The sequence below is a fragment of the Enterococcus sp. C50 genome, assembly GCF_040887505.1.
Taxonomy (GTDB): domain Bacteria; phylum Bacillota; class Bacilli; order Lactobacillales; family Enterococcaceae; genus Enterococcus_B; species Enterococcus_B thailandicus.
In genome coordinates this window covers 133,750-160,392 of sequence record NZ_JBFOFW010000002.1, presented here as the reverse complement: position 1 = coordinate 160,392, position 26,643 = coordinate 133,750, and the positions used below count along the sequence as shown (strand labels likewise).

Annotated in this window: 26 protein-coding genes; 2 read left to right on the top strand and 24 right to left on the bottom strand. The window is 37.4% G+C overall.

The features are described 5' to 3' along the window. Positions 1–4 precede the first annotated feature (4 nt). Positions 5–1,528 carry a glucose-6-phosphate dehydrogenase gene (gene zwf / locus AB3I20_RS03265; RefSeq protein WP_067480580.1) on the top strand — a complete coding sequence of 508 codons (1,524 nt, stop codon included), beginning with the start codon at positions 5–7 and terminating at the stop codon, positions 1,526–1,528. A gap of 150 nt (positions 1,529–1,678) precedes the next feature. Here the strand turns inward: zwf and ileS are convergent, their stop codons facing one another. From ileS to AB3I20_RS03180, 17 genes are all read right to left on the bottom strand, one after another. Further along, a complete protein-coding gene (ileS, locus tag AB3I20_RS03260; RefSeq protein ID WP_067480578.1) occupies positions 1,679–4,471 on the bottom strand; it encodes an isoleucine--tRNA ligase in 2,793 nt (930 codons plus the stop codon). Between the two features lie 254 nt (positions 4,472–4,725). Continuing rightward, on the bottom strand, positions 4,726–5,430 hold the full coding sequence (locus tag AB3I20_RS03255; protein ID WP_067480576.1) for a DivIVA domain-containing protein: 705 nt from the start codon (positions 5,428–5,430) through the stop codon (positions 4,726–4,728). Positions 5,431–5,450: 20 nt separating this feature from the next. Beyond that, entirely contained in the window at positions 5,451–6,233 is a 783-nt protein-coding gene (locus AB3I20_RS03250) for an RNA-binding protein (protein WP_067480574.1), read from the bottom strand. Positions 6,234–6,251: 18 nt separating this feature from the next. After that, the gene (locus AB3I20_RS03245; RefSeq protein WP_082294048.1) at positions 6,252–6,521 is read right to left on the bottom strand and encodes a YggT family protein; all 270 of its coding nucleotides are present in this window, start codon (positions 6,519–6,521) and stop codon (positions 6,252–6,254) included. 14 nt (positions 6,522–6,535) lie between these two features. Next, complete coding sequence (locus tag AB3I20_RS03240; protein WP_067480568.1) at positions 6,536–7,129, bottom strand: cell division protein SepF; 594 nt, start codon at positions 7,127–7,129, stop codon at positions 6,536–6,538. Between the two features lie 13 nt (positions 7,130–7,142). Next, on the bottom strand, positions 7,143–7,820 hold the full coding sequence (locus AB3I20_RS03235; RefSeq protein ID WP_067480565.1) for a YggS family pyridoxal phosphate-dependent enzyme: 678 nt from the start codon (positions 7,818–7,820) through the stop codon (positions 7,143–7,145). Between the two features lie 17 nt (positions 7,821–7,837). After that, a complete protein-coding gene (gene ftsZ, locus AB3I20_RS03230) occupies positions 7,838–9,076 on the bottom strand; it encodes a cell division protein FtsZ (protein ID WP_067480562.1) in 1,239 nt (412 codons plus the stop codon). Between the two features lie 22 nt (positions 9,077–9,098). Beyond that, the gene (gene ftsA, locus AB3I20_RS03225) at positions 9,099–10,421 is read right to left on the bottom strand and encodes a cell division protein FtsA (protein WP_067480559.1); all 1,323 of its coding nucleotides are present in this window, start codon (positions 10,419–10,421) and stop codon (positions 9,099–9,101) included. A gap of 150 nt (positions 10,422–10,571) precedes the next feature. Then, positions 10,572–11,711: a cell division protein FtsQ/DivIB gene (locus tag AB3I20_RS03220; RefSeq protein ID WP_368026931.1), complete on the bottom strand. Its 1,140-nt coding sequence runs from the start codon at positions 11,709–11,711 to the stop codon at positions 10,572–10,574. 15 nt (positions 11,712–11,726) lie between these two features. Then, a complete protein-coding gene (gene murG / locus AB3I20_RS03215; protein WP_368026930.1) occupies positions 11,727–12,818 on the bottom strand; it encodes an undecaprenyldiphospho-muramoylpentapeptide beta-N-acetylglucosaminyltransferase in 1,092 nt (363 codons plus the stop codon). Positions 12,819–12,838: 20 nt separating this feature from the next. Beyond that, entirely contained in the window at positions 12,839–14,200 is a 1,362-nt protein-coding gene (murD, locus tag AB3I20_RS03210; protein WP_368026929.1) for a UDP-N-acetylmuramoyl-L-alanine--D-glutamate ligase, read from the bottom strand. 13 nt (positions 14,201–14,213) lie between these two features. Further along, positions 14,214–15,176, bottom strand: coding sequence for a phospho-N-acetylmuramoyl-pentapeptide-transferase (mraY, locus tag AB3I20_RS03205; protein WP_067480547.1), 963 nt, complete (start codon positions 15,174–15,176; stop codon positions 14,214–14,216). A 25-nt stretch (positions 15,177–15,201) separates the two neighbouring features. Further along, positions 15,202–17,397 carry a penicillin-binding transpeptidase domain-containing protein gene (locus AB3I20_RS03200; protein ID WP_067480544.1) on the bottom strand — a complete coding sequence of 732 codons (2,196 nt, stop codon included), beginning with the start codon at positions 17,395–17,397 and terminating at the stop codon, positions 15,202–15,204. Then, on the bottom strand, positions 17,398–17,790 hold the full coding sequence (gene ftsL / locus AB3I20_RS03195; RefSeq protein ID WP_067480541.1) for a cell division protein FtsL: 393 nt from the start codon (positions 17,788–17,790) through the stop codon (positions 17,398–17,400). Between the two features lie 4 nt (positions 17,791–17,794). Continuing rightward, on the bottom strand, positions 17,795–18,757 hold the full coding sequence (gene rsmH, locus AB3I20_RS03190; RefSeq protein WP_067480538.1) for a 16S rRNA (cytosine(1402)-N(4))-methyltransferase RsmH: 963 nt from the start codon (positions 18,755–18,757) through the stop codon (positions 17,795–17,797). 19 nt (positions 18,758–18,776) lie between these two features. Beyond that, positions 18,777–19,208, bottom strand: coding sequence for a division/cell wall cluster transcriptional repressor MraZ (gene mraZ / locus AB3I20_RS03185; protein ID WP_067481326.1), 432 nt, complete (start codon positions 19,206–19,208; stop codon positions 18,777–18,779). Between the two features lie 166 nt (positions 19,209–19,374). Next, complete coding sequence (locus AB3I20_RS03180; protein ID WP_067480535.1) at positions 19,375–19,743, bottom strand: DUF3397 domain-containing protein; 369 nt, start codon at positions 19,741–19,743, stop codon at positions 19,375–19,377. Positions 19,744–20,095: 352 nt separating this feature from the next. Here AB3I20_RS03180 and AB3I20_RS03175 point away from each other — a divergent pair, with 352 nt between their 5' ends. Further along, on the top strand, positions 20,096–20,212 hold the full coding sequence (locus tag AB3I20_RS03175; RefSeq protein ID WP_067480532.1) for a DUF4044 domain-containing protein: 117 nt from the start codon (positions 20,096–20,098) through the stop codon (positions 20,210–20,212). A gap of 53 nt (positions 20,213–20,265) precedes the next feature. Here the strand turns inward: AB3I20_RS03175 and recN are convergent, their stop codons facing one another. The 7 genes from recN to AB3I20_RS03140 form a co-directional block, all read right to left on the bottom strand. After that, positions 20,266–21,954 (bottom strand): DNA repair protein RecN, encoded by a 1,689-nt coding sequence (recN, locus tag AB3I20_RS03170; protein WP_271026838.1) that lies wholly within the window; start codon positions 21,952–21,954, stop codon positions 20,266–20,268. 16 nt (positions 21,955–21,970) lie between these two features. Continuing rightward, positions 21,971–22,420, bottom strand: a complete 450-nt coding sequence (gene argR / locus AB3I20_RS03165) for an arginine repressor (protein WP_067480526.1) — start codon at positions 22,418–22,420, stop codon at positions 21,971–21,973. Between the two features lie 81 nt (positions 22,421–22,501). After that, positions 22,502–23,320: a TlyA family RNA methyltransferase gene (locus AB3I20_RS03160; RefSeq protein ID WP_071868208.1), complete on the bottom strand. Its 819-nt coding sequence runs from the start codon at positions 23,318–23,320 to the stop codon at positions 22,502–22,504. Positions 23,321–23,328: 8 nt separating this feature from the next. Continuing rightward, a complete protein-coding gene (locus tag AB3I20_RS03155; RefSeq protein WP_071868207.1) occupies positions 23,329–24,219 on the bottom strand; it encodes a polyprenyl synthetase family protein in 891 nt (296 codons plus the stop codon). Beyond that, positions 24,219–24,443: an exodeoxyribonuclease VII small subunit gene (locus AB3I20_RS03150; protein WP_067480516.1), complete on the bottom strand. Its 225-nt coding sequence runs from the start codon at positions 24,441–24,443 to the stop codon at positions 24,219–24,221. Before AB3I20_RS03150 ends, AB3I20_RS03155 begins: the two co-directional genes overlap by 1 nt. Before the next feature lie 3 nt (positions 24,444–24,446). Then, positions 24,447–25,787 (bottom strand): exodeoxyribonuclease VII large subunit, encoded by a 1,341-nt coding sequence (gene xseA, locus AB3I20_RS03145; protein ID WP_067480513.1) that lies wholly within the window; start codon positions 25,785–25,787, stop codon positions 24,447–24,449. Further along, a complete protein-coding gene (locus AB3I20_RS03140; protein ID WP_071868206.1) occupies positions 25,788–26,642 on the bottom strand; it encodes a bifunctional methylenetetrahydrofolate dehydrogenase/methenyltetrahydrofolate cyclohydrolase in 855 nt (284 codons plus the stop codon). Position 26,643 lies beyond the last annotated feature (1 nt).

Below are 26,643 nucleotides of genomic sequence, written 5' to 3'. Positions count from 1 at the left end.
CTGCATGTCAAATGAAAAAAATGTTTTATTTACGATTTTTGGCGGTACAGGCGATTTAGCACAACGCAAGCTGTACCCTTCCTTATTCCGCCTTTATAAAAAGGGGAATTTAAACGAACACTTTGCAGTGATTGGTACCGCGCGCCGTCCTTGGTCAGATGAACACTACCGTGAAGTAGTCAAAGAGACGATTCAATCATTGAACCCAACTGCTGAAGAAGCTGAACGCTTTGCTGACCATTTCTACTATCAGTCACATGACGTAAATGATTCTACGCATTACCAAACCCTTAAAGAATTAGCGGACGAATTGGATGAGAAATATCAAATCAGCGGGAATCGCGTGTACTATTTAGCAATGGCACCACAATTTTTTGGAACGATCGTTACACATTTGAAATCAGAAAAAATCGTTACCGAGACTGGTTTCAATCGTTTGATTATCGAAAAACCATTTGGTGCAGATTATCAATCTGCTTTTGACTTGAACCAACAAATTCGACAGGTTTTTCCTGAACAGGATATTTTTCGAATCGACCACTATCTAGGAAAAGAAATGATTCAAAATATTTCAGCTATTCGCTTTGCTAACAATATCTTTGAATCACAATGGAACAACCGTTACATTGACAATATCCAAATCACATTTGGTGAAAGCCTTGGTGTCGAAGATCGTGGTGGATATTACGATCACAGTGGTGCACTAAAAGATATGGTGCAAAACCACATTCTACAAGTTGTCGCTTTATTAGCGATGGAACCTCCTGTTGCCTTTTCTGAAAAAGAAATTCGTACAGAAAAAATCAAAGCCTTAAAAGCTGTTCGGATTTATAACGAAGATGAGGTCAAAGAAAACTTTGTTCGTGGACAATATGCAGCTGGAGAATTGGATGGACAACGTTTCAAGGCTTATCGTGATGAAGATAAAGTAGATGAACATTCTGAAACAGAAACATTTGTCGCTGGAAAATTCACTATCGATAATTTTCGATGGTCCGGTGTTCCCTTTTATATCCGAACTGGTAAGCGTTTGACGGAAAAAGGAACCCGAATCAACGTGGTCTTCAAACAAGTACCCGTCAATGTTTTTAAAACTTCTGTTGATGAAGCTTGCGAAGAAACAAACCTTCCACCAAATGTTTTGACCATCTACATTCAACCAACAGAAGGTTTTTCTCTTTCACTTAATGGGAAAGAAGTTGGACAAGGGTTTGATACTGAACCAATCAAGTTAGCCTTTCGAAATAGTGCTGAAATGGTTGAAAATAGTCCTGAAGCTTACGAAAAATTACTTTTAGATTCCTTAAATGGTGATGGAACAAACTTTTCACATTGGGAAGAAGTTGCTCAATCTTGGCATATCGTTGACGTAATTCGTAAAACGTGGGATCAAATCCAGCCAGATTTTCCCAATTATAAAGCTGGTTCAATGGGGCCTGATGAAGCATTCGAACTTCTAGAAAAAGATGGTTTTGAATGGATCTGGCAACCCGACCATTGGTACCGTGAACGTGGAAAATTAAATTAACAACTCTTTTGACTCAAAGAAGCACGTTTCTTATCCTCAACAGTTGATAAGAAACGTGCTTCTTTTTTGTCTAGTTAGTTTACATAAAAAAGAACTACCCAACTAAATGGATAGTTCTTTCTTTTGTTCTTTTCTTCTCTTGCTCTTTTCTTATTCGAATCCTTCTGCAACAGCTTCTGGATAGTTTTCTTCAACAATTTTGGCACAACGTCCGCATAAGTGTGGTAATTTTTCATCCACACCAACATCTTTACGGATTTGGCGACAACGATCACAAACTTCTCCGTCTGCTTTTTCAACTAAAATTGCTACATCTTCAAAATCAACTGCGTCAGCTGGAGCAACTTCTCCTGCAGAGGCAATTTCAAAATAGTCAGGAGAAATAATCAACAATTGTGGAATATCAGCATCCACTGCTGTCAATAATTCACGAACTTGCTCATTTGGATAAACCGTTACTTTTGCTTCTAAAGATTTACCAATCAATTTTGCGTTTCTTGCTTCTTCCAAAGCTTTCAACACTTTGTCACGGAAATCCATAAATGCTTCCCAAGTATCCATCAATTCAGCTTGATTTGAAAATTCTTCATAACCAGGCAATTCACTCAATTGTACATAGTCTTCTTCTTCTTTTAAGAATGACCAGATTTCTTCTGTTGTATGAGGAATGATTGGTGTTAATAATTTTGTTAATGCAACAGCAGTTTGGTAGAAGACAGTCTGCATACAACGACGTTGATAGTCATTTTCTGACTCGATATAAACAACGTCTTTGGCAAAATCTAAATAGAATGCAGATAAATCAACGGTTAAGAAATTCATCACTGTACGATAAATATGCATGAAATTATATTTTTCATAGCCTTCATCACGGATTTCTTTAATCACTTGGTTCAAACGAACGGTCATATATTTATCAACTGAACGTAATTCATTGTAAGAAACTGCATCTTGTTTTGGATCAAAGTCTTCTGTATTAGCAATCAAGAAACGCATTGTATTTCTGATTTTGCGGTATACTTCTGCTACTTGACCTAAGATATCCATTGAAACACGAACGTCTGCTTCATAATCAACACTTGACACCCATAAACGAAGAATATCTGCACCGAATTGTTTGATTACTTTATCAGGAACAATCGTATTCCCTAAAGATTTACTCATCTTGCGTCCTTCACCATCAAGTGTGAAACCTTGAGAAAGAACTGAGCGATAAGGCGCTACACCATTGATTGCTACACTCGTTGTAATACTTGAGTTGAACCAGCCACGATATTGGTCAGAACCTTCCAAATACATATCTGCTGGGAATGATAATTCTGGTCGTTGACGTAAAACAGCTTCATGTGAAGAACCAGAGTCGAACCAAACATCCATGATATCAGTTTCTTTAGTAAATTCGCCATTTGGTGAGCCAGGATGTGTAAAGCCTTCTGGTAAAAGATCTTTCGCCTCTTTTTCAAACCAAATGATTGAGCCATGTTCTGCAAATAGTTTTGCCACGTGCTCGATTGTTTCTGGTGTAATGATTGCCTCACCGTTTTCCGCATAGAAAATTGGTAATGGTACACCCCATGCACGTTGGCGAGAGATAACCCAGTCCCCACGATCACGAATCATGTTGTACAAACGAGTTTTGCCCCATGGGATAATCCAATCTACATTTTCAACTTCATCTAAAATGTTTTGGCGGAAGTCATCAATTGATGCAAACCATTGTGGTGTTGCACGATAGATAACTGGTTTTTTTGTACGCCAGTCATGTGGATAGCTATGTGTAAAGAATTCAATTTTCAATAACGCGCCTTTTTCTTCAAGCAACTCTGTAATCATTGGATTTGCTTTATCATAAAAAATGCCTTCAAAGCCTGGTGCTTCATCAGTAAACACACCTTTAGAATCTACTGGTGAAACAACTGGTAATTTATATTTATTCCCAGCAATGTAGTCATCTTCCCCGTGTCCAGGAGCAGTGTGAACTAAACCAGTTCCTGCTTCTAATGTTACATGGTCACCTAAAATAACTACAGATTCACGATCATAAAAAGGATGTTGTGCTGTCATGAGTTCCATCTCTTTACCAGAGATTTCCTTCAGTACAGTAACATTTTCCCAACCAATTTCAGCTTGAACTTTTTCTAATAAATCTTTTGCTACAACAAACTTGCGTCCGTCTGCTTCAACTAGAACATAAACAAAGTTTTCGTTTACAGCGATTCCTTGGTTTGCTGGCAAAGTCCATGGCGTTGTTGTCCAAATAACAAATGACGTATCTTCATCTAAGATTCCTTTGCCATCTTTCACTTTAAAAGCAACAAAGATTGATGGTGATTTTACATCTTTATATTCAATTTCAGCTTCGGCAAGAGAAGATTCACTTGATGGAGACCAGTAAATTGGTTTTAATCCTTTATAGATATAACCTTTTTCTGCCATTTTTCCAAACACACGAATTTGTGCCGCTTCGTACGATGGATCTAATGTTACATAAGGATGTGCCCAATCTCCAGCAACACCTAAGCGTTTAAAATCTTCGCGTTGCTTATCAACTTGAGAAAGCGCATATTCACGACATTTTTCTAAATACTCAGTGATTGGCATTTCTTTGCGTTTGATACCTTTGTTTGCTAATACTTGTTCGATTGGCAATCCATGTGTATCCCAACCTGGAACGTAAGGTGCACGGAATCCAGACATTGATTTTGAGCGAATGATAATATCTTTACTAATTTTATTCAAAGAGTGACCTAAATGAATATTACCGTTCGCATAGGGAGGTCCATCATGTAGAATAAAACTTGGTTTGCCTTCATTTAATTCTTGTCTTTTTTGGTAGATCCCTACTTCTTCCCATTCTTTTTGCCATTCACCTTCACGGTTGGGCAAATTTCCACGCATAGGAAATTTTGTTTTTCCTAATTGTAATGTCTCTTTCATTTTCATAAAAGAACTTCACTCCTTTGATTTTTTCTAAACGCAAAAAAGGCACGTGCATCCCAAAGGGACGAACATGCCGTGGTACCACCCAAATTTAAGTTACAAAAAACGTAACTTCTTCGAGACCAATAACGAGGTCAGCCGTTACTTCTTACTTTTATTTCAGAAATAATTAAGGTAGAGGATCTTTCACTTTGTAGGGTCTTGCCAAACTCACACTATCATTGGCTCGCTAAAAGAATTCAAAGTGCTTTTCTGTTCTACTCGTTTTCGTCAGCAATAACAGAGAGATCAATTTCTCTCGTATCAAATGTTTGAACTGCTGGAGACTCTAACGTTTCTGATTCTGAGTTTACAACAGGATTATTTTCATTGTCAAGCTGTTTTGCCAAAACTTCTTTAATCACTTCGTGGCTATCATTCACATAACTTGAGAATGGTTGTAAAATTTCATCCCACTCAGGACTCTTCACTTGTTCTAGTTGTGATTCTAACATCAAGCTGATACGTTGGTGGAAGACACGTGTCCGTTTTTTCAAGTCTTCCGTTTCTGTTGCAAGTTGTTTTGCTTTTTCAGTCGCATCTGTTAAGATTTGACGTGCTTTTTCTTCCGCATCAGTTGTTAGTTGGTGTGCGCGTTTTTCAGCATTAGCAACTAATTCATCCGCTTTATTTTGAGCAGATGTCACAATAACTTCTGATTCTTTGCTTGCACTTGTTTTTACTTTATCTGCTGTATCTTGTGCAACAATAATTGATTGGTTCAATGCATCTTTTAATTCATTGAAGTACTCTAATTTTTCTTCAGAATGTTTAATTGCTTTTTCTAATTCACGATTTTTAGTTGTTGCTTCCTCATAGTCACGAACAACTAAATCTAAAAAATCATCTACTTCATCTTGATTATACCCACGCATTTTTGTTGGGAATGTTTTATTTTGAATATCTAATGGAGTTAAAGCCATGAATAAACCACCTCTTTGTTTTATTTGCGTAATACACCAAATAATACCCTATATTTTTCTTTTTTCGTTTTTCCCTCAAGTTCTTGAATCTGGATTCGCCCATATCCACGAATCGAAACAATATCTAATAATTCAAGAATAAAATCTGGTCGTGTGTTTTCCGTCCAGTTCACTTTCACTTTACCAGATTCAATCAATTGTTTCGACCTTTGCCTAGAAATATTATAGATTTCTGAAATGACGCTATCAAGGCGCATCGAAGTAACTGTTCCTCTTTCTTGTGTCCAACTATCTTTTGGCAATAACATCTCTGTATAAGCAATTGGTTCTAATCGAGCCGTTACTTTACCAATTTTCGTTATTTGAGCAACAACAAAGTGTTCAATCTCTCTTGCAACAAAGATTTGCCATCGTTCACCATCTGAGATAATATCTCCAAAATAAGCACGCTTAATGCCAGTACCTACCAATGTACCTAATATTTTTCCATGACTTAAGCTAGCAAATTTACTAGGATAGTGCACCTCATACAAGCTCACTTCAAAATCGTCTTCAGTAGGTTCGTAATACTCCGGATAAATCAAGCATCGTTTTCTCTCCGCTTGTTCATATCCACCATAAAACGTAAAACGCAGCTCACTGTCTTGGCGAATCAAAGTTTCCAAAATATAAGCTTGTCTTGGATCTAAGAAATCAGTTAAGTACGGTGCATATTGGCTTTGTACTTGCTCAATCCAATCGCCAACCGAATCAATAAATGTCCGTTCTTCCGTTCGAAAATGTTGGTAGATATTTTCATCCATACTACTCACCTCCTAAAACTATAAAAGTGAAACAATAATCATTGTTAATCCTTGGCTAGCTAGATTCAAAATAATAACTGCCACCATGATTGTAAGGTCGATTGGTCCAAAGCGTAAATTTAATCGATCAAACAAGCTAAGGTAAGGTTCACAGATTCTGGATAAAAATTTTCCAAAAGCTGATTGATACCCTCCAGGAAACCAGGACAACAATGCATAAATAACTAATAAAATAGTATATAGATAAACTGCATCATTAAGTAGATTAAGCAAACGATAAATTAAAATGGTCCTTCCTCCTCTTACAGATCAAAAATATTTGCATCTGCGAATGTTTGAGCAGTTGAACTATCAATTTCCATACCAGTTGGTGTACAAAGAAACATTTCATCGCCAACCCTTTTGATGTCTCCATCCAATGCGTAAACTGTTCCAGTTAAGAAATCAACAATGCGACGTGCTTGTTTTTCTTCCACTAAATGGAAGTTCACTAATGTCGCTTCACCAGCAATGATTTTTTTAGCAATCATCATTGCTTCTGAGTAGGCACGTGGTTCCATCACTGTGATTTTATTTGCCAAATTAGTTTTCGGTTCATAAGATTGACGAGCAGTCTTTTCTTCTTGTTTCACTGGTCGTGTTGGAGCTTGACGAAGCTCAATTACTTTCTTTTGCTCAACAGTCGGTTTTTCCTCACGTATCGCATAATGCGAAGTATTGGTAACTGTTTGAGTTGCCTCACGCGTTGGTTTATTAACTGTTGGTTTTACTGTTTTTTGTGTTTGTGACTGAGTCACCGTTTGTTTTTTTGTTTCAGGAAAATCTGGATATTCGTACTCTTCTTCATCGGCTAATCCGAAAAAATTAGCAATTGCTCCTCTATTTAAAAGTGGCATGACTCTTCCTCCCTTATTTGTCCTTGAATAGCGCTGTACCTACACGGATAAATGTTGCTCCTTCTTGTATCGCAATCGGAAAATCTTGACTCATTCCCATACTTAATTCTTCACACGGTGCATGAGCAAATCCTTGCTGATGGACAAGGTTACGTAAGTCTTCAAGTGTTCCAAATACTTTGTGGATTTGTTCAACAGAAGCATCTTTGGGGGCCATAGTCATCAAGCCAATTACCTTGATTTTTGAATAATCACCTAAAGATTCAACAAATGAAAGCAACTCATCTGGAGAAATTCCATGCTTGGATTCCTCACCTGATACATTTACTTCAATAAAGCAAGCCAATTCTTTCTCAGCCCTCTTTTGGATTTCTTCTGCTAATTTCAAACTATCCAGCGCATGAAAATAATCAATTTCATTTACAATCAATTTTACCTTCCTACGCTGTAAATTACCAATCAAATGCCATTTTATTTCAGGAAAATCAACTAAATCTTGCTTCTTCTGTAATAATTTGTCTACACGATTTTCTGCACAATGCAGAACACCCGCTTCAACAAGTTGTTTGGTCGTATCTGAATCAACTGATTTTGTTACAGCAACTAATTGAACTTCTTTCGGATTTCGATGAACAAGAGCACACGAATCCTGAATTTCTTGCTCAATTTCTTGCAAGTTGTCAGCAATCATGTGCTCTTTCCTCTCCTTTATCGCTTGCGACGGAAAAACGGTGGCGTATTTAATTCGTCATCGTCATTCGCTTTTGTTTCTTCGCGGCTGAATGTATCAAAATCTTTTTTTTCAACATTATCAAAGTTTGATTCTTCAACTTTAGGACGGACATTTTGTTCACGTCTGATATCCCAGTCACCAAAGCTGTTTTCATCTTCAGTTGAAGTTGGTTTTGCTTGGTCCATATCTAAGATTGGTTTTTGAGCTTGTGATTGCATTTGTTGTCTAGCTGGACGGCTAGACTTACGCTCCTTTTTTGACTCATCAATACCTGTTGCAATAACCGTTACGCGGATTTCATCGCCCAATTCTTCGTTAATTGATGTACCTAAGATAATGTTTACATCACCTGTAGCAGCATTGGCAACAATATCAGACGCATCTTGTGCTTCAAATAATGTCATGTCTAGCCCACCAGTAATGTTCAACAATACTTGTTCTGCTCCATCGATTGATGTTTCAAGAAGTGGAGAAGAAATAGCTTTCTTCGTTGCTTCAATGACACGTTCTTCACCGCTGGCAACACCAATTCCCATTAATGCAGTTCCTTGATTTTCCATCACAGTTTTAACGTCAGCAAAGTCAAGATTCACATAACCTGGTGCAGTGATTAGATCAGAAATTCCTTGAACACCTTGTCGTAAAACATTATCTGCTTCACGGAATGCTTCAAGCATTGGTGTCTTCTTATCAACAACTTCAAGTAAACGATTGTTTGAAATAATCAATAATGTATCGACATTTTCTTTCAATCGAGCAATACCTTCAGCAGCGAAACGTCCACGTTTAGGACCTTCAAAAGTAAATGGTCGTGTAACAACTCCCACTGTCAAAGCACCTAATTCTTTTGCAATTCCTGCAACGATTGGTGCAGCACCGGTACCAGTACCTCCACCCATTCCAGCAGTGATAAAAATCATATCTGCGCCATCTAAAGCTTCACGCAATGATTGTTCACTTTCTTCAGCAGCTTTTTGGCCAACTTCTGGTTGAGAACCAGCACCAAGACCACGTGTATATTTAGGGCCTAATTGAATAACAGTTTCAGCCTTTGAATTTTTTAATGCTTGAACGTCTGTGTTGGCTGTGATGAATTCAACACCTTTAACGTTTTCTTCAATCATACGGTTTACAGCATTTCCACCGCCGCCACCGACACCGATGACTTTGATAACTGCGCCGTCATTGATATTATTATCAATTGAGAATTCCATGTTTTATTCCTCCCAGGATGAATTAATCAAAAATATTTGTAAAGAAACCTTTGATTTTACTTGTTACGTTTTCACCAGATTTTTTTTCTTCTGGTTCTTCATAAGTTACCTCTTCAGCTGATTCGTAAGAGTCATAAGAAGGTGCTTCATGTTCAGTAACTGATACATGCTGAATGGCTGTTTCGCCAGTAACTGCTGATTTAGCAAGTTGATATACTTCACTTAAGTTTGCTGAATAATCAACAATACTAATGACGTTTGTAAAGACTGGATTTCTTAGTCCCATATGGTTAGGAACATACAGTTTTACATTAACACCAAAAATTTCTTGTGCTAGTTCAACTACGCCTGGCAAGCTAGCCGCACCACCTGTTAATATGACACCACCAGGTAATTCCAACGCTTCGATTTGATCCAAAGCATCTTTTGCTTTATTAAAGATTTGTTCCATACGAGCTGAAATTACTTCTGATAGATAACGTTCATCAACCTTGACAGGTTCTGATTGTCCAATTACATCCACAGGAAATTCTTCGTTTTCTGATGTTCTTTCTGGATACGCATCACCATAATTAATTTTTAATGCCTCTGCGTTGTTGAATGAAGTATTCAAAACGATTGAGATATCTTTAGTGACAAATTCGCCACCTTCTTGATCTGTGTTTGTAAATTTCAATTGTTTGTCATGCATAACAGCCGTTGTAGTTTGGCCACCACCCATGTCAATAACAATCGTTCCAAAATCTTTTTCTCCGTCAGAAAGAATCGTTTCCGTTAAAGCTAACGGTGTAATTACTAATTCATTGACAATTAAGCCAGCTTTTTCGACGCACTTTCTGATATTGTGAACAATCGTTTTTGGTCCAGTAAATAATAGACCAAACATTTCTAAGCGCACACCGATCATTCCTCGAGGATCTCTAATCCCTTCAAAACCATCTACAGTAAAGTCTTGTGGCAAAATTGACACGATCTGACGTTCAGGAGGAATTGAACGAACAAGGGCAGCTGAAGCCACATTTCTGACATCTTCATCGGTGATTTCTTTTGAATCCCCATTTACTGCAATCATTCCTTGGCAATTTTCGACTTCAAGCATATTTGCAGGTAATCCCACACTGACACCCTTAATTTGAATGCCGGCTTTTTCTTCTGCTTGTCGTACTGCACGTTGAATTGCTTGAACTGTTTTATCAATATCAACGATAATGCCGCGGTTAATCCCTTCTGATTTTGCGTTTCCTACTCCAATAATATTCATTTGGCTGTCGATATATTCAGCCACGACAACTTTGACAGATGTCGTTCCAATATCAAGGCCTACATACATTCCTGTTTTTGCCATGAATGGGATTCCCTCCTACTTACTATTCCATATACAAGCGAACAACTAACGTTCGTTTTTAAATATACTATATTATAGATATTCACTGCTTTCAATTCTACCATAAATTAATAGTTTTTAGAAAGTAGATTATCACTTTTTAAGGTTGTTTTATTGATTTTCGATTGAACTGCTTGAAGATGGCGTTGACTCATCAGCTTGTTGGTCTGCTTCAGTTGACTCACCAGACTCTATTTCTGTTGATGTGACAGCATTTTGATTTGTTTCTTCGTCAGCGGAAGTTTCGGTTTGCTCTTCTGTACTATTTGAGTAAGGATAAGAAAAAATTCCAACTTCCATGTCAATCACACCATTTTCTTGCATCTCTTTAGCAACTTGTGGGTAATATTTCATTTGACTAGCCAAATTCGTGATATTCACTAATACCTGATTACCATCGTTCATGTTCATCTGAAGTAAATTTTCATTACTTTCTGTGGGTGCATATTTAATTTCTGAAATGGCTTTTTGTAGCTCAGCAGAAAGTTGATTGTATTGTTTTACCAAGGCCTTAATTTTTGCATCACTTTTGAAGTCTTCAAGAATCGGTAAATTTTTCGTAGGGTTATCTACTTTTTGATCTAAAACAATGCCATTTTCAAGTACAGGATAATACTTGTTTTCAGTAGCAATTAACGCAATATCTTTATATTCCGTGATTGCTAGCTCAAATTGATTGATTGAATGAAAACTAATTTCTGCTGTCTTCACTCGAGGTTGTTCAGTTTTCAATTCTTTTACATGTTGATTTCTGTCCCAATATTGTGTCCACAAATTGTCACCAATTCTTAACTTTGATTCAGCGATCACTGTCTGATTAGAAATGAGCTCATTTCCAGTTACAGTAACTGCTTCTAGCTTACTATATGGTGAAATATAATAAATCAAAAATAACAACGGAATCCCTAAGATTGTTATAATTAATGACAGTCTACGCATCAAGACTTTGTTACGCTGATTTTTCAAATTAGGCAATCGATTTAAGAAAGAACCATTATATGGACCGGTCTGTTTGGTTGACTCTTCTGGTTCAGTCAGAAACGCTGGAAGTTCATCCCTTTCGTCTTCGTTGGACGAATCTTTTGACTGTTCTTCTTGGTTTGTAACAGTTTCGTCTGAATCTTCGTGAAGTTTCTCGTCTTTTTTATGATGCTCAGCTAAATACTTTTGGTTGGCCTTTTGCCACGGAGTTAATTCATCTTGGTTATCAGATGATTTGGGTAAATCATTTGGTTCTTTCTTTTTACTCACTAAGACCACCACCTTTTACTTTTTAATAACACTTTGAACCAATTCATATAAACGTTTAGATGCGTCTGGCATCCCTTGTTTTTTTGAAGCCTGTGACATTTGCTTTTGCACTTTTTCGTCTGTCATGATTTCATTGATTGCTCTTCCTAAAGTTTCACCTGTTAACTCGCCATCTGTGATCATTTTTGCAGCACCCGCATTCACTAAGCTTTGCGCATTTTTAGTTTGATGATCATTAGTAACATAAGGACTTGGGATCAAAATCGCTGGTAATCCTAATGCTGTAAATTCTGCAATGGACGTTGCACCTGCTCTTCCTACAAGCAAATCACTACTTGCGATCACTTCAGCCATCTGTCGAATATATGGTTGAATACTGACATTGCTTAGCTTGATAGCACCAACTTGACTTTTAATTTGTTCATAGTAGCGATCTCCTGAAGCGTATAATACTTGGTAACTATCATCATTAAAGCTTTCTAGGAAATTCATTACCGCTTCATTCAACTTCAACGCACCTTGGCTTCCACCAAAAATCAGAACTGTTTTTTTATCTGTTGCTAATCCGAAATTAGCTAAAATAGTCGATTTCGGTGTGTCAGCGACTTCCTGTGCGCGAGGATTACCAATCAGACTTGATTTTTCTTCTGGAAAAAATTGTGCTGCATCTTGGAAAGAAAGCGCAATATGGTCAACATAACGACTAAGAAACTTATTGGTAATTCCTGGAACACTATTTTGTTCATGAATGATTGTTGGAATATTCAACTTTGCCGCAGCGTATACAACAGCACCTGATACATATCCACCTGTTCCAATCACCACATCTGGCTGAAAATCTTTCAAGATTTTTTTTGCTTGGCGAATACTTTTCAAAAATAGTTGGACTGTTTTGACATTGTCAAATGACAATTTCCGTTTAAATCCTTGAATTTCTAAAGTATGAAAAGGAATACCAGTCTCTGGAACAATCTTATTTTCTAATCCTCGTTTTGCCCCGACATACATAAACTCAGCATCTTGATCTTGAGATTTCACATAATTAACAAAGGCTAATGCTGGATAGATATGACCACCTGTTCCGCCGCCTGTAACCAAAATTTTCATTTTTATCGCTCGTTTCTTTTCTATTTTAATTTATTGACAGCTTCCATGAAGCGCGTACCACGAATCTCGAAGTTAGGATATTGATCCCAGCTTGCATTAGCTGGAGATAACAAAATAACATCTTCTTCATCACTCAATGCTAATGCTAGTGGTACAGCTGTTTCAACATTGTCTGTTATTTCAATTACTTGAATACCGGCCTCTTGACCAGCTTCAACTAGTTTATGTTTCGTTTCGCCGAACGCAATCAACGCTTTCACATTTTGAAGAGATGGAACTAGTTCTTCAAAACTATTACCTCTGTCTAATCCACCAGCTAATAAAATCATTTTTTCTGGAGCAAAACCACTTAGTGCCATTTCCGTTGCTAAGATATTGGTTGCTTTAGAATCGTTATAAAATTTTCTTCCCTGAATTTCTCCTACATATTGAGTGCGATGAGGAACGCCATGGAATAAATGCAGTGTTTGTTTAATTGCTTCCGTCGAGATATCGTATAATTTAGCAACCGTAATTGCCGCCAAAGCATTTTCAATATTGTGCGCACCAGGAACGCCTAAATCTGAAGCATCCATGATTTTTTCTTGATTATAATAAATGATTCCCTCTACGCAATACGCACCTTTTTCCAATACTTCTGTTGTCGAGAAAGGTAAGATCTGTGCTTGCGTCGTTTGAGATAACATTCGTAGTTCTTCTTGGTTCCAATTCAAAATCAAATAATCTTCAGTTGTCATATTTTTTTGAATTTCCCATTTTGCTTTTACATACTCTTCACGTGTTCCATGATAGTCAATATGTGCTTCATAGATATTTGTGATAACTGCTACATTTGGATGAAAGTCTGTAATACCCATTAGTTGAAAACTTGACAATTCCATAACAATTTTATCGTCTGCTTGTGCTTCCTGAGCTACGCTACTTGCTGGATAACCAATATTTCCGGCTAAACGAGCCATTCCCTTACTTTCTCCTGCATTTAACAGTAATCCCGTCATTGTTGTCGTTGTCGTTTTTCCATTCGTTCCAGTGATACCAATAATTGGACATTCCGCTACCTCGTAAGCTAACTCTACTTCCGTAATTACCGGAATACCCATTTCTTGTGCCTTCGCCACCAATGGATGGTTATAAGGAATACCAGGATTCTTTACCATTACAGAAAAATCTTCATCCAAAAGTTCAATTGGATGACTACCTGTAACTACTTTGATTCCTAAAGCTAATAAATCTTGTGCCTCAGGGTTCTCATCAAATGGTTTTCCGTCGTTAACGGTGACAAGTGCGCCCAATTCATGTAACAATTTGGCCGCACTAAATCCGCTTTTTGCAAGTCCTAAGACTAGGACTTTTTTATTTTCATATGTTGTTATTTTTTTCATTTCCTGTCATCTCCTACCAAACAAGCCATAATGTAATAAGTGAAGTTCCTAAGCTAACTAACCAAAAAACAATATCGATTTTCCATTCAGACCAGCCACTCATTTCAAAGTGATGATGAATTGGTGACATTTTGAAAATTCGTTTCCCAGTTAACTTAAATGAAGCTACTTGTAACATTACACTTGCCGTTTCCATAACATAAATCAAACCAACTAATAACAACGTCCATTCTTGATTTAGCATCATTGAGATTGCTGCTAACAAACCACCTAAAGCCAAAGAACCCACATCACCCATAAAAATTTTCGCAGGTTTGTGATTGTAAGAAAAGAAACCAATTAATCCACCAACGACACTTAAACAAATAATCAAAACATCTAGTTGATTTTGATGCCAAGCAATAAGGGCATAAGTTGCAAAAGAAATCGTTCCTAGTCCTGCAACTAAGCCATCGATTCCATCCGTCAAATTCACTGCATTTGAGAACCCAACCAACCAGAAAATGGCGAATAGCCCATAGAGAATTCCTAAGCTAATTTCTAATCCAAAAAAGTTAAGTACACCTGGGTAACCTTCTGAACGATAAACGAGATAAAAAGCTACTCCTCCAACAATTTGACCAATCAATTTTTGAATGGAATTTAATCCCATATTTCTTTTTTTAAAAACTTTAATGAAGTCATCTAAAAAACCAATGGCACCATATAACGCTAAAACAAATAACAAAATAAAGAGTATGGGTGTTAGCTGGTTTTGCCATGCTCCCACCCAGATGCCAGTTAAGATTGCTGCAATTAGGAACACTAAGCCACCCATCGTCGGAGTCCCGGCTTTGATGTTATGCCATTTAGGTCCTTCTTCACGAATCGCCTGTCCTTGTTTTTTCATTTGAAAGTAGCCAATAAACAATGGCATTACTGCAACTGTCATCGCAAAGCTACTCACAATGGGAATTAATGCTTGTGTCCATTCCATGCTTTTTTCTCTCCTATTTCTTTTCTTACTCTTTTAAAGTAAAGTGTAATTTTTTATCGGTAATTTTTTCATACGGCGCGAGACTTTGCTCGGTACAATAACCATCACCATCAAAAGTGACTTCAATGCCAAGAATTTTGCCTAACTTCATAATATCGGCTTTTGACCAACCAGTAACATCAGGCATCAGTTCATCGCCACCCGTTTGTAGAATCAATTTTTCTCCCAGAATGAGTTTGTCGCCGTTGGAAGTTGATTGCTTGATAACTTTCTTTCCGTTACCAATCACTACTGGCTGTAAGCCGCTCTTTTGCGCATCAGCCGCAGCAATATCTGATTCTAAATTGCGGTAATCAGCAACCACTACTTTTTCTGTTTGATCCGTCGTTTCTTTGGTGTCGCCTTCTGTTTCTTTGAAGTCCATCGCACGTTTCATTAATGGATTTGCAATTTTTGCTAAAGCCATTCGATCATATGTTTTTGGATGTTTCATCGTTAGATAAAGAACATATTCAGGATCTTCTGAAGGAACCATTTCAACGATTGAATAAAGATAAGAAGTATCTCCAACTTGATAACCACCAGAGTCAGAAGCAATCTGTGCTGTACCAGTTTTTGCTGATACGTTATACCCTGGTACAGAATAAACACCATAAGCACTTCCGTAATTTTCACTTTCAACAACATCACGCATATATTCACGTACTTTTTCTGTCGTTTCTTTTGAATATGGTTGTCCTAATACTTCTGTCTGAGTTGTTCGTTCTTCTCCAGTTTGTGGATCAACGATTTTACTGATGAATCTAGGTTGAAGCATCGTTCCATTGTTAGCGATTGAAGAAAATGCCTTCATCATTTGAAAATTAGTTACACCAACTGCTTGACCATATGCACTCATTGCTCGGTCAACAATATTTTCTGTTGGCAATGTGCCTGCATTTTCGTCGTCTAGTCCAGAGTGAGTACTTTGACCAAAGCCAAGTTTTTGAAGGTAGTTGTACCAACGTCCACCTAGTCTTTGTTCTAAAATAACCATTCCCACGTTACTTGACCAAGATAGTGCTTGACGCATTGTCAATACACCTTTTTCACCAAAGTCATGGTCATTGATAGTTGCATCAGCCACAGCGATTTTACCAGAAACAAATGTTTCGTTTTCGTTGTACTCGCCTTCTTCGATAGCCGCAGCAGTCGTAAAGACTTTCATTGTCGAACCTGGTTCATACCGATCCTGTACTAAGAAATTACGCCAAACAGCATTTTCGTCATTTAGCCCCTCCATTGTTTCGGGGTTAAAGGTAGGGCGTTGACCCATTGCTACGATTTCACCAGTTTTAGCTTCCATTAAAACAGCAGTCAGCTCTTCAGGTTGATATTCTTGATTGACTTGATCCATCAAAGTTTCTAAATAACTTTGTAATCTACTATCTAGAGTGGTGTAGATATCCTGACCATCTTTAGAAGCAACTTCATCAGCAACCGTTCCTGGTAAAGGATTTTGATATTTATCTTTTTGATAAACGATCTTGCCATCTTTCCCAGTTAAAATATCATTATAAGCGGATTCTAATCCCAAACTACCGACTAGCCCATTGCCTTCCTTATTAGGAATTGCAAATCCAATAAAGTGGGAAGAAAATACACCATTTGGATACATGCGAGACTTGTGAGAATCAAAATAAAGACCAGCTAAACCAGCCTTTTTCATTTGTGACTCAATCGTCTGCTTTGTTTCCTGCGTGATATTCTGTCCGTAATTACCAAATTCAACTTGATATAACTCATTATCCGCTCCATTTTGCAAGATTTTTAGTGCGGCATTTTTCTTAATTGATAAATTATCACTTAAAATTGTTGCGATTTTACTAAAATCTTTCTCTTGAGCATAAAGTTTTTTATTTTCAGATGTATATGTTTTTGAAAGAATTGCTTTGATGGAATAAGAGGTCGCATCTTCAGCAATTGCAATACCATTTCGGTCATAGATTGTGCCTCGTTTCGCCTGCACAACTTCACTTCCTCGGTAAAGCTGCTCTGTTTTTTCAGATAACGAAGTACCAGCCACGTGACCACCTATTATAATGTACGAGAAACGGACGGCAAATAAAAAGAACAACCCAATACTCGTAGCAAATAAAATGATACCTACTTTTTTGCGATTGTTCATCGGATTTTGATTTTTCTTTTCCATAAACCGCCGAAATTTATTTTTAAGACTCATTTACTTCACTTTCCTTAAATTGTCGTCATTAATTGACAATCCTTTTTCTTCTGCGATTTGTTTTACGCGTTCTGTACGCGAAAGTTCATTCTTTTCTTGTTCCAAAGTTGTTTTTTCTGTTTTCTTTTCAGTAATATCCGTTTGGATCGAAGTAATTGCTTGTTCAGCACCACTAATGTTGGTTCTTAACATAATTGTCAAAACGGACAAAGAAATTAGCATAACAATTAAACCACTGATAACTAATTTTTCTAAATTAGAAATTCGTTTCAATCGTCTAGCAGGTGATTGAGGTAGAACAACTTCTTGACTAGAATCTGGCAGTTGTTCAGCTTGATCCACCATGTCGGGGAAATCATATGGATATTCATGTGCTCTTTTTAGTTCTGCCATTATTCTACTCCTCTGTCACTCGTATTTTTTCCGCAATTCGCAGTTTTGCACTACGTGAACGATTGTTTTCTGCTAATTCTTCTTCTGATGGAAGGATTGGCTTTCTAGTGATTACTTTTAATTCCGGTTGAAACTCCTCAGGAACAACTGGTAATCCTGGTGGTAGATCTCTAACTGTACTGTATTCTTTGAATAAACTTTTAACGATTCGATCTTCTAATGAATGGAACGTAATCGCACTGATTCGACCATTTAATTTCAATAATTTGATTGCTTGTTCTAAAGAAGTTTCTTCTGCTCCAAGTTCATCATTTACCGCAATTCGAACTGCTTGGAAAATTCTTTTTGCAGGATGACCACCTTTTCTCCTAGCTGGGGCTGGAATCACGCGTTTGATGATTTCAACTAATTCGCCAGTTGTTTCGATTGGCTTTTCTTTTCGTACACGCTCAATTTCACGAGCGATTTGTTTCGAAAATTTTTCTTCGCCATAACGAAAGAAAATTTTTACCAGTTCTTGATAAGAATATTCATTGATGACATGAAAAGCAGAAATTGGTGCTGACTGATCCATCCGCATATCTAATGGTGCATCCTGGTGGTAACTAAACCCACGTTCGGCCTCATCTAATTGAGGTGAAGAAACACCTAAGTCATACAAAATCCCATCGACTTCTGTCACTTCTCGTTCAGCTAACTGAAGTTCTAACTCCCTAAAATTAGCCTTGATAAAAGTAACCATTCCTTTTTCAACATATGGCGCTAACCGTTGTTTTGCATGGTCAATTGCCTTTTGATCCTGATCAAAAGCATAAAGATGCCCATCGGTGTTCAATTGGCTTAGTAAATATTCACTATGTCCGGCACCGCCTAAAGTACAGTCTACATAAGTCCCGTTTGGTTTAATGTTTAAGCCATTTACGGTTTCCTTCAACATGACTGTATAGTGTTGAAATGTTTCAGTCATTGGTCAGCCTCTTCCTATTCTATAGTCCAAAATCAATCATATTTTCAGCAATTTCATCGAAGTTACTCTCAGCTTCATCAGAAAATGTTTGCCAACGTGATTCGTCCCAAATTTCGATTCGATTTGAAACACCAATCACTACGCATTCTTTTTCTAGACTTGCATGACTTCTCAAAGTGCTGGGAATGTTGATACGACCTTGTTTATCAAGTTCGCATTCAGTGGCAGCCGAATAAAAAAACCGCACAAAAGTACGTGCATCTTTTTTGGTTAACGGCATTTCGCTAAGCTTATCTTCTAAGTTTTCCCACTCGCTCATTGGATAGCCAAAAAGACAGCCATCTAAACCACGAGTTAGTACGAACTTTTCACCAAGCTCATCACGAAGTTTTGAAGGCACGATCAAACGACCTTTTGTGTCAATATTATGCCGATATTCGCCCATAAACATTGAAACTACCCCCATTCCTCCACTAACTAAAATTAGTCTACCACAATCCCCCACTTTCTACCACCTTTTCTGGAAAATCTGAGACGAACTTTTTTTACATTAACTATTTTTTAAAAAATCAAGCTGCGAAAAATCTTTTAAAAGACTTTCCACAGCTTTTTTGACGTTATAAATAACTCACAATGTTGAACACAATGAGTACTAAATACAAAATGATTGTTAGCAAAAAAGTTAACCGCCACGTCATTTTCAGATAACGTGAATAAACAATTTCTTCATAATAGTATGCCTGAAAAACTGCAATACAAATTCCTAAAAGTAGTACAGAAATAATAAAAAAGGGTAAAACTGAAATTGTGCCCATATTTCTTGAGAGTTCATGCATTCCTCCCCACAGAAATGGGACAGATAAATCAGGAGCCTTTAAATTAAAGCGGCGATTCAATGCAAAGATTCGCACTAAAAATTGGCAGCCAAATAAAACGATTGCCGGAAAGATATACCAAAATAATACAATTGGTGTAAAAGTACCCATGTGATGAAAACTCCTTCTTTCTAATTGCTCTAAGTATACTGCAAATACTTTACACAACTATTTCATTTTATTTAATTTATTGTGATTATCATTTTCAGACCATCACTTTTGTTTCTTGTCTATTACAGTCAGATTATTTTTATAGTAGAAACTAGTAAATAACTTGACAGCTGTTACTAATTAGACAACATCTAAAAAAGAGCTTATCATAATTTTCATCTGTGAACCACCGTTTTAAAAAGTCATTCTTAAATATTTTATTTTTAACAACGAAAAATTTACTTCGTAACTTGAACAAAAACACAAAAGGTTGTACACTATTGCTAATGAATCTAACTTAAGGATGAACGCGATGAATAATAAAAAGCAAACAAGTACTTTTTCTAAAGTAACAAAAGTAGTGATTTGGACAATGCTGATTTTAACTGTTGGGTCAGTTGTACTAACTGCTGTAATGAGCGTATTATAAAAAAAGAAGCACCAGCTATTCTCTTGCTTTCAAGAGAGAGCTGGTGCTCTTTTTTATTTATTATGATTTTTTTTTGCCATTTTCAATAACTCTTTGGCATGCTCAATCGTCAATGGCGTAATTTCACTTCCAGCTAGCATCCGAGCAATTTCTTCAATTCTTTGTGGTTCAGCAAGTTCTGAAACTGAAGTTTGTGTTCGACCTGCAACAACATCTTTCACAATATAGTATTGGTAATCAGCAACCGCTGCAACTTGCGGAAGATGCGTGATACACAAAACTTGAGAATGTTTTGAAATCTGCGCAATTTTGTCTGCGATTGCTTGCGCCACTCGACCACTTACCCCAGTATCTACCTCATCAAAAATAATACTTGTCACGCCTTGTTCCGAAGAAAAAATCGTTTTTAACGCTAATAACATTCGAGATAATTCTCCTCCAGAAGCAACTTTCACTAAAGGTTTTAATGGTTCACCAGGATTTGTCGTTATGTAAAATTCAACTTGGTCAAATCCATTTTGATCAAAGGTTGTTTCTTGTTTAGCAAAACGAACTTCAAACTCTGTATTTTCCATGTACAACCCTTTTAGTTCTTGTAAAATTGACGTCTCAAGTTCCTTAGCAATTTTTTGTCGTTGCTCACGCAAAATCATCGCTTGCTGATGAAGTTCTGTTGCCTTTTCTTCGAGTTCTTTTTTCATTTTCTCTAACTGACCCTCAGAAAAATCAGAGTCACCTAACTCTTTGGTGATATCCTCATAGTAAGTTAAGATTGCTTCAATTGACTCGCCATATTTTCGTTTCAATTGACGGATTACTTCTAATCGCTGATTTACCTCTTCCAAGCGATTATCATCAAGTTCCAAATGATCAATTTGACGACTCATATCTCCAACTGCATCTTGTAACAAGTAGTACGCATTTTGAATGTTCTCAAAAATCGCTTCATACTCTGGATCTAAATGTGCAATCCCCTGCATTTCTGAAACCGCTCGTCCAATTCCATCCACGCTACTCTGCTCACCATTATCCAGCGCGCCATATCCAGCATTCAAGCTATCCACGATTTTCTGATAATTACTTAATTTATCGCGTTCCTCAACTAATCGTTCTTCTTCACCTAGTTGAAGCTTCGCAGCCGCAATCTCTTCTTGCTGAAAATGAAGCATATCCATACGCTGAACAAAAGACTTCTCATTTTGCTGAACTTTTCGCACTTTAGCTTCTAACGTTCGATAATGTCCGTATAATTTTTGATACATTTTTTTCTTCTGTTGGAAGGCTGTATCACCGAATCGATCTAGTAAGATTAAATGTGATTCAGGCTGTAATAGTTCTTGATGTTCATTTTGTCCTTGAATATCAACTAAAAAAGCGCCAATTCGTCGTAAATTTGCCAAAGTCACAATGTGTCCATTGACGCGACAAATATTTTTACCTGTCAAAGCCATATCTCGTCGAACGATTAGGTTATCTTCATCTGATTCAATTCCTAATTCTTCCATTAAATCAGAAAATCCCGGCTGTTTAGGCAACTCAAAAAGGCCTTCAAGAATACACTTATCTGCACCTTGACGAATATAATCACTTGAGCCGCGACCACCTGCTAGTAATCCCAAAGCATCAATGATGATTGATTTCCCAGCTCCAGTTTCGCCAGTTAGTGCCGTCATCCCTTCGTGAAAAGACAATTGCAACTCGGGAATAATCGCAAAGTTGGTAATACTAATTTCTTGTAACACAGCAATCACCCCTTAATTACAAGTAATGTAAGAAATCTTTTTTTAATGACACTGCATCTTCTTCTGTGCGTGTAATCATCAAAACATTATCGTCATCATTAATGATCGAAAATAGTTCTTTCTTGTAGCACTTATCGATTAGGTTCGCCGCTGCAGAAGCATTCCCAGGTAATGTTTTCAAAATGACAAATTTTTCCATTTGATCCACTGCAACAAAAGCATCTTTTAAAATTTTTTCTAATTTTGTTTGAACATCTTCACTTGTTTCTGCCGGCAAACTATAACGATAACCACCATCAGAAGCGGGAACTTTAATCAACTTTAGTTCTTTAATATCCCGAGAAATAGTGGCTTGAGTCACAGAAATCCCTTTGTTTTTCAAAATTTCGACAAACTCTTCTTGTTTCCGGATATCACGTTCGCTCAATAATCGAGTAATCAAACGGTGTCGATCTTTTTTTCTCATTGCTTTTCGCTCCTTAGCTCATTCTTCTTGTTAATGATAGCTTATTTTTTCGGCTTAAGAAAGAAGAAATCTGCAAACCGCTTACTTTTGTTCAAATTGTTCATGTGCCTTAGTGACAACTGCTGAAATATCAATTGTCGGACTCATTGTTCCTTTACCAGAAACTTTTTGGAGATGTGCCAAGAATTCGATGTTTCCTTCGCCACCTGTAATTGGTGAGAAACTCAGTTCTAAGACATCGTAACCACTCGCCATTGCAAAAACTAATGTGTCTTCGATTACTTTTTGGTGCGTTTGAGCATTTCGAACAATTCCATTTTTCCCGACGGCTTCTCTGCCAGCTTCAAATTGAGGCTTAATCAGCGTAACGACTTCTCCCTGATCGGCCAGAATTGCATGTAGAGGCGGTAACATTAATTTCAGTGAAATAAAAGAAACATCAATCACTGCTACTTCTGGTACGCCCTGTTCAAAATCTTCTGGTTTTGAGTAACGAAAGTTGACGCGCTCCATCACGACTACTCGTGGATCTTGACGAATTTTCCAAGCAAGTTGGTTGTACCCAACATCTAAGGCGTAGCTCATTTTTGCACCATTTTGTAATGCCGCGTCTGTGAATCCTCCAGTAGAAGCACCAATATCTAATAAAATTTTATCTTGAACAGTTAGATCAAAAGCTTTTAAAGCTTTTTCTAGTTTAAGACCACCACGAGAAACATACGGTAATTTTTTCCCTTTGATTTTCAATTCATTCGTTACAGGAATCTTTTCACCCGGTTTATCAAAGCGTTCATTCTTTTCGTTATAAATTAACCCAGCCATGACAGAGCGTTTTGCTTGTTCTCTTGTTTCAAAAAGTCCTTGTTTAACGGCCAAAACGTCTACACGTTCTTTTTCCATTTTTTTCCTCATTTCTCCATATCAAATTGTCTGATTAATTGACGTAGCAACTCGCCATCAAATACTAAAACATCTTTTTCTAACTGTGTAACCAATTCATTGGCTTGTTGGATTTCATTTGCTAAAGCTGCATACGTTTTTTCAATTCCTAGTAAACGCGGATACGTATTTTTTCCTTCTTGCGCATCTTTACCAGCTGTCTTACCTAATTTTTCGGTTGTACTCACCACATCTAATAGATCATCCCGAATTTGAAAAGCAAGTCCGAGATGTCCAGCCAATTTTTGTAAACACATCAAAACTTCTTCTGGCTGATTAGCTAAAACACCACCTGCTAACAACGCATAGCGAATCAAGCGACCCGTTTTTCGTTCATGGACAAAGGCAAGTTCTTCTATAGTCAATTCTTGTTTTTCACCTAAAATATCTGCCGTTTGCCCGGCTACCATTCCTTGAGCCCCACTATTACTTGCCAATTGTTGGATAAGCAATAACTTTTTTAAGGGTTCTAGTTGTGTCAAACTAATTAATTGAAACGCCCCTGTCAACAGGCCATCTCCAGCCAAAATAGCAATTGCTTCACCAAAAACTTTATGGTTTGTCGGTTTTCCTCTACGTAAATCATCATTGTCCATTGCAGGTAGATCATCATGGATTAATGAGTACGTATGAACCATTTCAAGAGCCCCTGCTACTTGATATATGGGAGTAGATAATGTTTCACCAAAGGAACTTGCTGTCGCTAAAAGTAGTAATGGTCTAATTCGTTTTCCACCAGCATTAATCGAATAAAGCATACTCTCCTTCAATGCTTCATCAGTTGTATATTCCATTAAAAATTGGGTGATTTCTTGTTCAACCATTGGTAAATTGGTTGCTGAAAATTCGGTTAATTGCATCAAGCTTCCTCGCTCTCACCAAAAGCAACTTCTTCGTTTGTTTCAGTCATCATCTTAGTCAAGGTTTCTTCTGCTTTTGTCAGTGTATCTTGACATTGTTTACTTAGTTCCATTCCGCGTTTAAATGCGTCTAATGCTTTTTCCAAAGGTACATCGCCTTGCTCTAATTGCACAACGATTTTTTCTAATTCTTGCAATGATTCTTCAAATGTTGGATTTTCCATCGGTTATTCTCCTTCTTCGATTTCTTGGACTTTTGTAATAACTTGCCCATCTTGGTAGTGAACAGTCAGTAGTTCTCCTTGTTGGATTTCTGTCACACTTTTAGCTACTTGATTATTAGGTAATGTCGTATAGCTGTAACCTCGGCCCATGATTTTCAACGGGCTTAGTAAATCAAGGGATTGAACAGCTGTTTGAAAATGGCTTTTTTGTTGTTGCATATATTGTTCCATTTTTTCTTTCAAACGCTGTTGTAGATAATCGGTTTCTTGCTTAGCTGTTTTTACACGATAATCAGGAGCTACTTGTTCGAGCTGATGTTTAAGAGAAATAACTTGCTTTTCCTTTTCATAATAAACTTGTTGCGCGGCTTGTTGTAAACGTTGCTTGAAGTGATCTAATTTGATTGTTTGTCCTTCATACAGGCGTTCTGGTTGTCTGAAAACATACGACTGTCTCGAATGTTCAAAACGCTGTTGTTTCGTTTGAATTTGACGCGAAAAAGCTTGCTCTAATCGGGCTTGTCGTTCTTTGATTTTCAACAATACTTCTGATAAAACCGGCACCGCTAATTCAGCTGCTGCCGTTGGGGTTGCAGCCCGCACATCTGCAACTAAATCAGCAATTGTTGTATCTGTTTCATGCCCGACAGAAGAGATAATCGGCGTATTTGCCGCATAAATCGCCCTGGCTACCCGTTCTTCATTAAAAGGCCAAAGATCTTCAATTGATCCCCCACCGCGACCAATTATCATCGTATCAAAATTGCCTAGCGCTTCCACTCGTTCAATATTTTTCACAACATCGTCTGCCGCCTGATTGCCCTGAACTACAGTCGGAAACAATACTAACTGCGCAATTGGATAACGTCTTTTCACCGTCGTAATAATATCCCGAATAACTGCACCACTAGGACTAGTTAGGACAGCAATTCGCTTAGGAAAACGAGGTAGCGGTTTTTTAGGTCCTTGAAACAGACCTTCTTTCATCAATTTTTCTTTTCTTTCTTCTAGCGCTTGATACAGTGCACCGACACCATCTGGTTCCATATGCTCCACATAGATTTGGTAAGAACCACCAGCTTCATAAAGTGAAATTCGACCGACGACTAAAACCTTCATTCCCTCTTTTGGTTGGAATTTAAGTTTTTGAAACGCGCCTTTAAACATAATTGCCGAGATTTTTGCATGATCGTCTTTCAAGCTGAAATATTGATGCGCGTTTGCCCGCAGGCGAAAGTTAGAAATTTCGCCAGTCAAATACACTCGTTCCAAATAAGGATCTAAATCAAATTTTCTTTTTAGATATTTAGTCAACGACGTTACTGTTAAATATTCTTGCGTCATTTACTCACCTGCTCCAAAAGCTTCAGCAGACTTAACTGTTTGATACATCAACATTGTAATGGTCATTGGCCCAACACCTCGAGGTACTGGCGTGATATAGCTTGCTAATGGCTCGACTTCATCAAACTTGACATCCCCAATTAGTTTGCCTTCTTCATTTCGATTCATTCCCACATCAATTACTACTGCACCTGGTTTGATAAATTCTTTTGTTACAAAATGACCGCGTCCAATCGCAACAACTAAAATATCTGCCTCACGCGCAAGCGCTGGTAAGTCTTTTGTTTTTGAATGTGCAATGGTAACTGTCGCATCTGCCATCAATAATAACTGTCCCATTGGCTTACCAACGATATTACTACGCCCAATTACAACGGCTCGCTTCCCAGCAGGATCAATCGAGTAAGCTTCAAACATTTTCATAATTCCATATGGTGTACAAGGAATCATGTCTGGATCACCAGCAAATAAACGACCAAGATTCATTGGGTGGAATCCATCGACATCTTTTTCAGGTCGGATTGCCAATAATACTTGTTCTTCGTTGATATGTTTTGGTAGAGGTAATTGTACTAAGATTCCATGGAATAATGGATCTTGATTATATTTTTCAATTTCTAAAAGTAATTCTTCTTCAGAAATGGTTTCTGGATAACGTTCTACTTTTGAGTGGATACCAATTTCTTTTGCAACTCGTTCTTTATTTCGAACATAAACTTGACTTGCTTGGTTTTCTCCTACTAATAAAACAACTAGACCAGGATGGATACCAACTTCATTGAGTTCATGCACTTTTTCAGCAATTTCTGTTTGCATTTTTTCTGCTAATTCTTTTCCATTGATTGTGACTGCCATA

Coding starts and splice junctions, on each gene's coding strand:
- zwf (WP_067480580.1), top strand. CDS start 5: ATGTCAAATGAAAAAAATGTTTTATTTACGATTTTTGGCGGTACAGGC.
- ileS (WP_067480578.1), bottom strand. CDS start 4,471: ATGAAAATGAAAGAGACATTACAATTAGGAAAAACAAAATTTCCTATG.
- AB3I20_RS03255 (WP_067480576.1), bottom strand. CDS start 5,430: ATGGCTTTAACTCCATTAGATATTCAAAATAAAACATTCCCAACAAAA.
- AB3I20_RS03250 (WP_067480574.1), bottom strand. CDS start 6,233: ATGGATGAAAATATCTACCAACATTTTCGAACGGAAGAACGGACATTT.
- AB3I20_RS03240 (WP_067480568.1), bottom strand. CDS start 7,129: ATGCCACTTTTAAATAGAGGAGCAATTGCTAATTTTTTCGGATTAGCC.
- AB3I20_RS03235 (WP_067480565.1), bottom strand. CDS start 7,820: ATGATTGCTGACAACTTGCAAGAAATTGAGCAAGAAATTCAGGATTCG.
- ftsZ (WP_067480562.1), bottom strand. CDS start 9,076: ATGGAATTCTCAATTGATAATAATATCAATGACGGCGCAGTTATCAAA.
- ftsA (WP_067480559.1), bottom strand. CDS start 10,421: ATGGCAAAAACAGGAATGTATGTAGGCCTTGATATTGGAACGACATCT.
- murG (WP_368026930.1), bottom strand. CDS start 12,818: ATGAAAATTTTGGTTACAGGCGGCGGAACAGGTGGTCATATCTATCCA.
- murD (WP_368026929.1), bottom strand. CDS start 14,200: ATGAAAAAAATAACAACATATGAAAATAAAAAAGTCCTAGTCTTAGGA.
- mraY (WP_067480547.1), bottom strand. CDS start 15,176: ATGGAATGGACACAAGCATTAATTCCCATTGTGAGTAGCTTTGCGATG.
- AB3I20_RS03200 (WP_067480544.1), bottom strand. CDS start 17,397: ATGAGTCTTAAAAATAAATTTCGGCGGTTTATGGAAAAGAAAAATCAA.
- ftsL (WP_067480541.1), bottom strand. CDS start 17,790: ATGGCAGAACTAAAAAGAGCACATGAATATCCATATGATTTCCCCGAC.
- rsmH (WP_067480538.1), bottom strand. CDS start 18,757: ATGACTGAAACATTTCAACACTATACAGTCATGTTGAAGGAAACCGTA.
- mraZ (WP_067481326.1), bottom strand. CDS start 19,208: ATGTTTATGGGCGAATATCGGCATAATATTGACACAAAAGGTCGTTTG.
- AB3I20_RS03180 (WP_067480535.1), bottom strand. CDS start 19,743: ATGGGTACTTTTACACCAATTGTATTATTTTGGTATATCTTTCCGGCA.
- AB3I20_RS03175 (WP_067480532.1), top strand. CDS start 20,096: ATGAATAATAAAAAGCAAACAAGTACTTTTTCTAAAGTAACAAAAGTA.
- argR (WP_067480526.1), bottom strand. CDS start 22,420: ATGAGAAAAAAAGATCGACACCGTTTGATTACTCGATTATTGAGCGAA.
- AB3I20_RS03160 (WP_071868208.1), bottom strand. CDS start 23,320: ATGGAAAAAGAACGTGTAGACGTTTTGGCCGTTAAACAAGGACTTTTT.
- AB3I20_RS03155 (WP_071868207.1), bottom strand. CDS start 24,219: ATGCAATTAACCGAATTTTCAGCAACCAATTTACCAATGGTTGAACAA.
- AB3I20_RS03150 (WP_067480516.1), bottom strand. CDS start 24,443: ATGGAAAATCCAACATTTGAAGAATCATTGCAAGAATTAGAAAAAATC.
- xseA (WP_067480513.1), bottom strand. CDS start 25,787: ATGACGCAAGAATATTTAACAGTAACGTCGTTGACTAAATATCTAAAA.
- AB3I20_RS03140 (WP_071868206.1), bottom strand. CDS start 26,642: ATGGCAGTCACAATCAATGGAAAAGAATTAGCAGAAAAAATGCAAACA.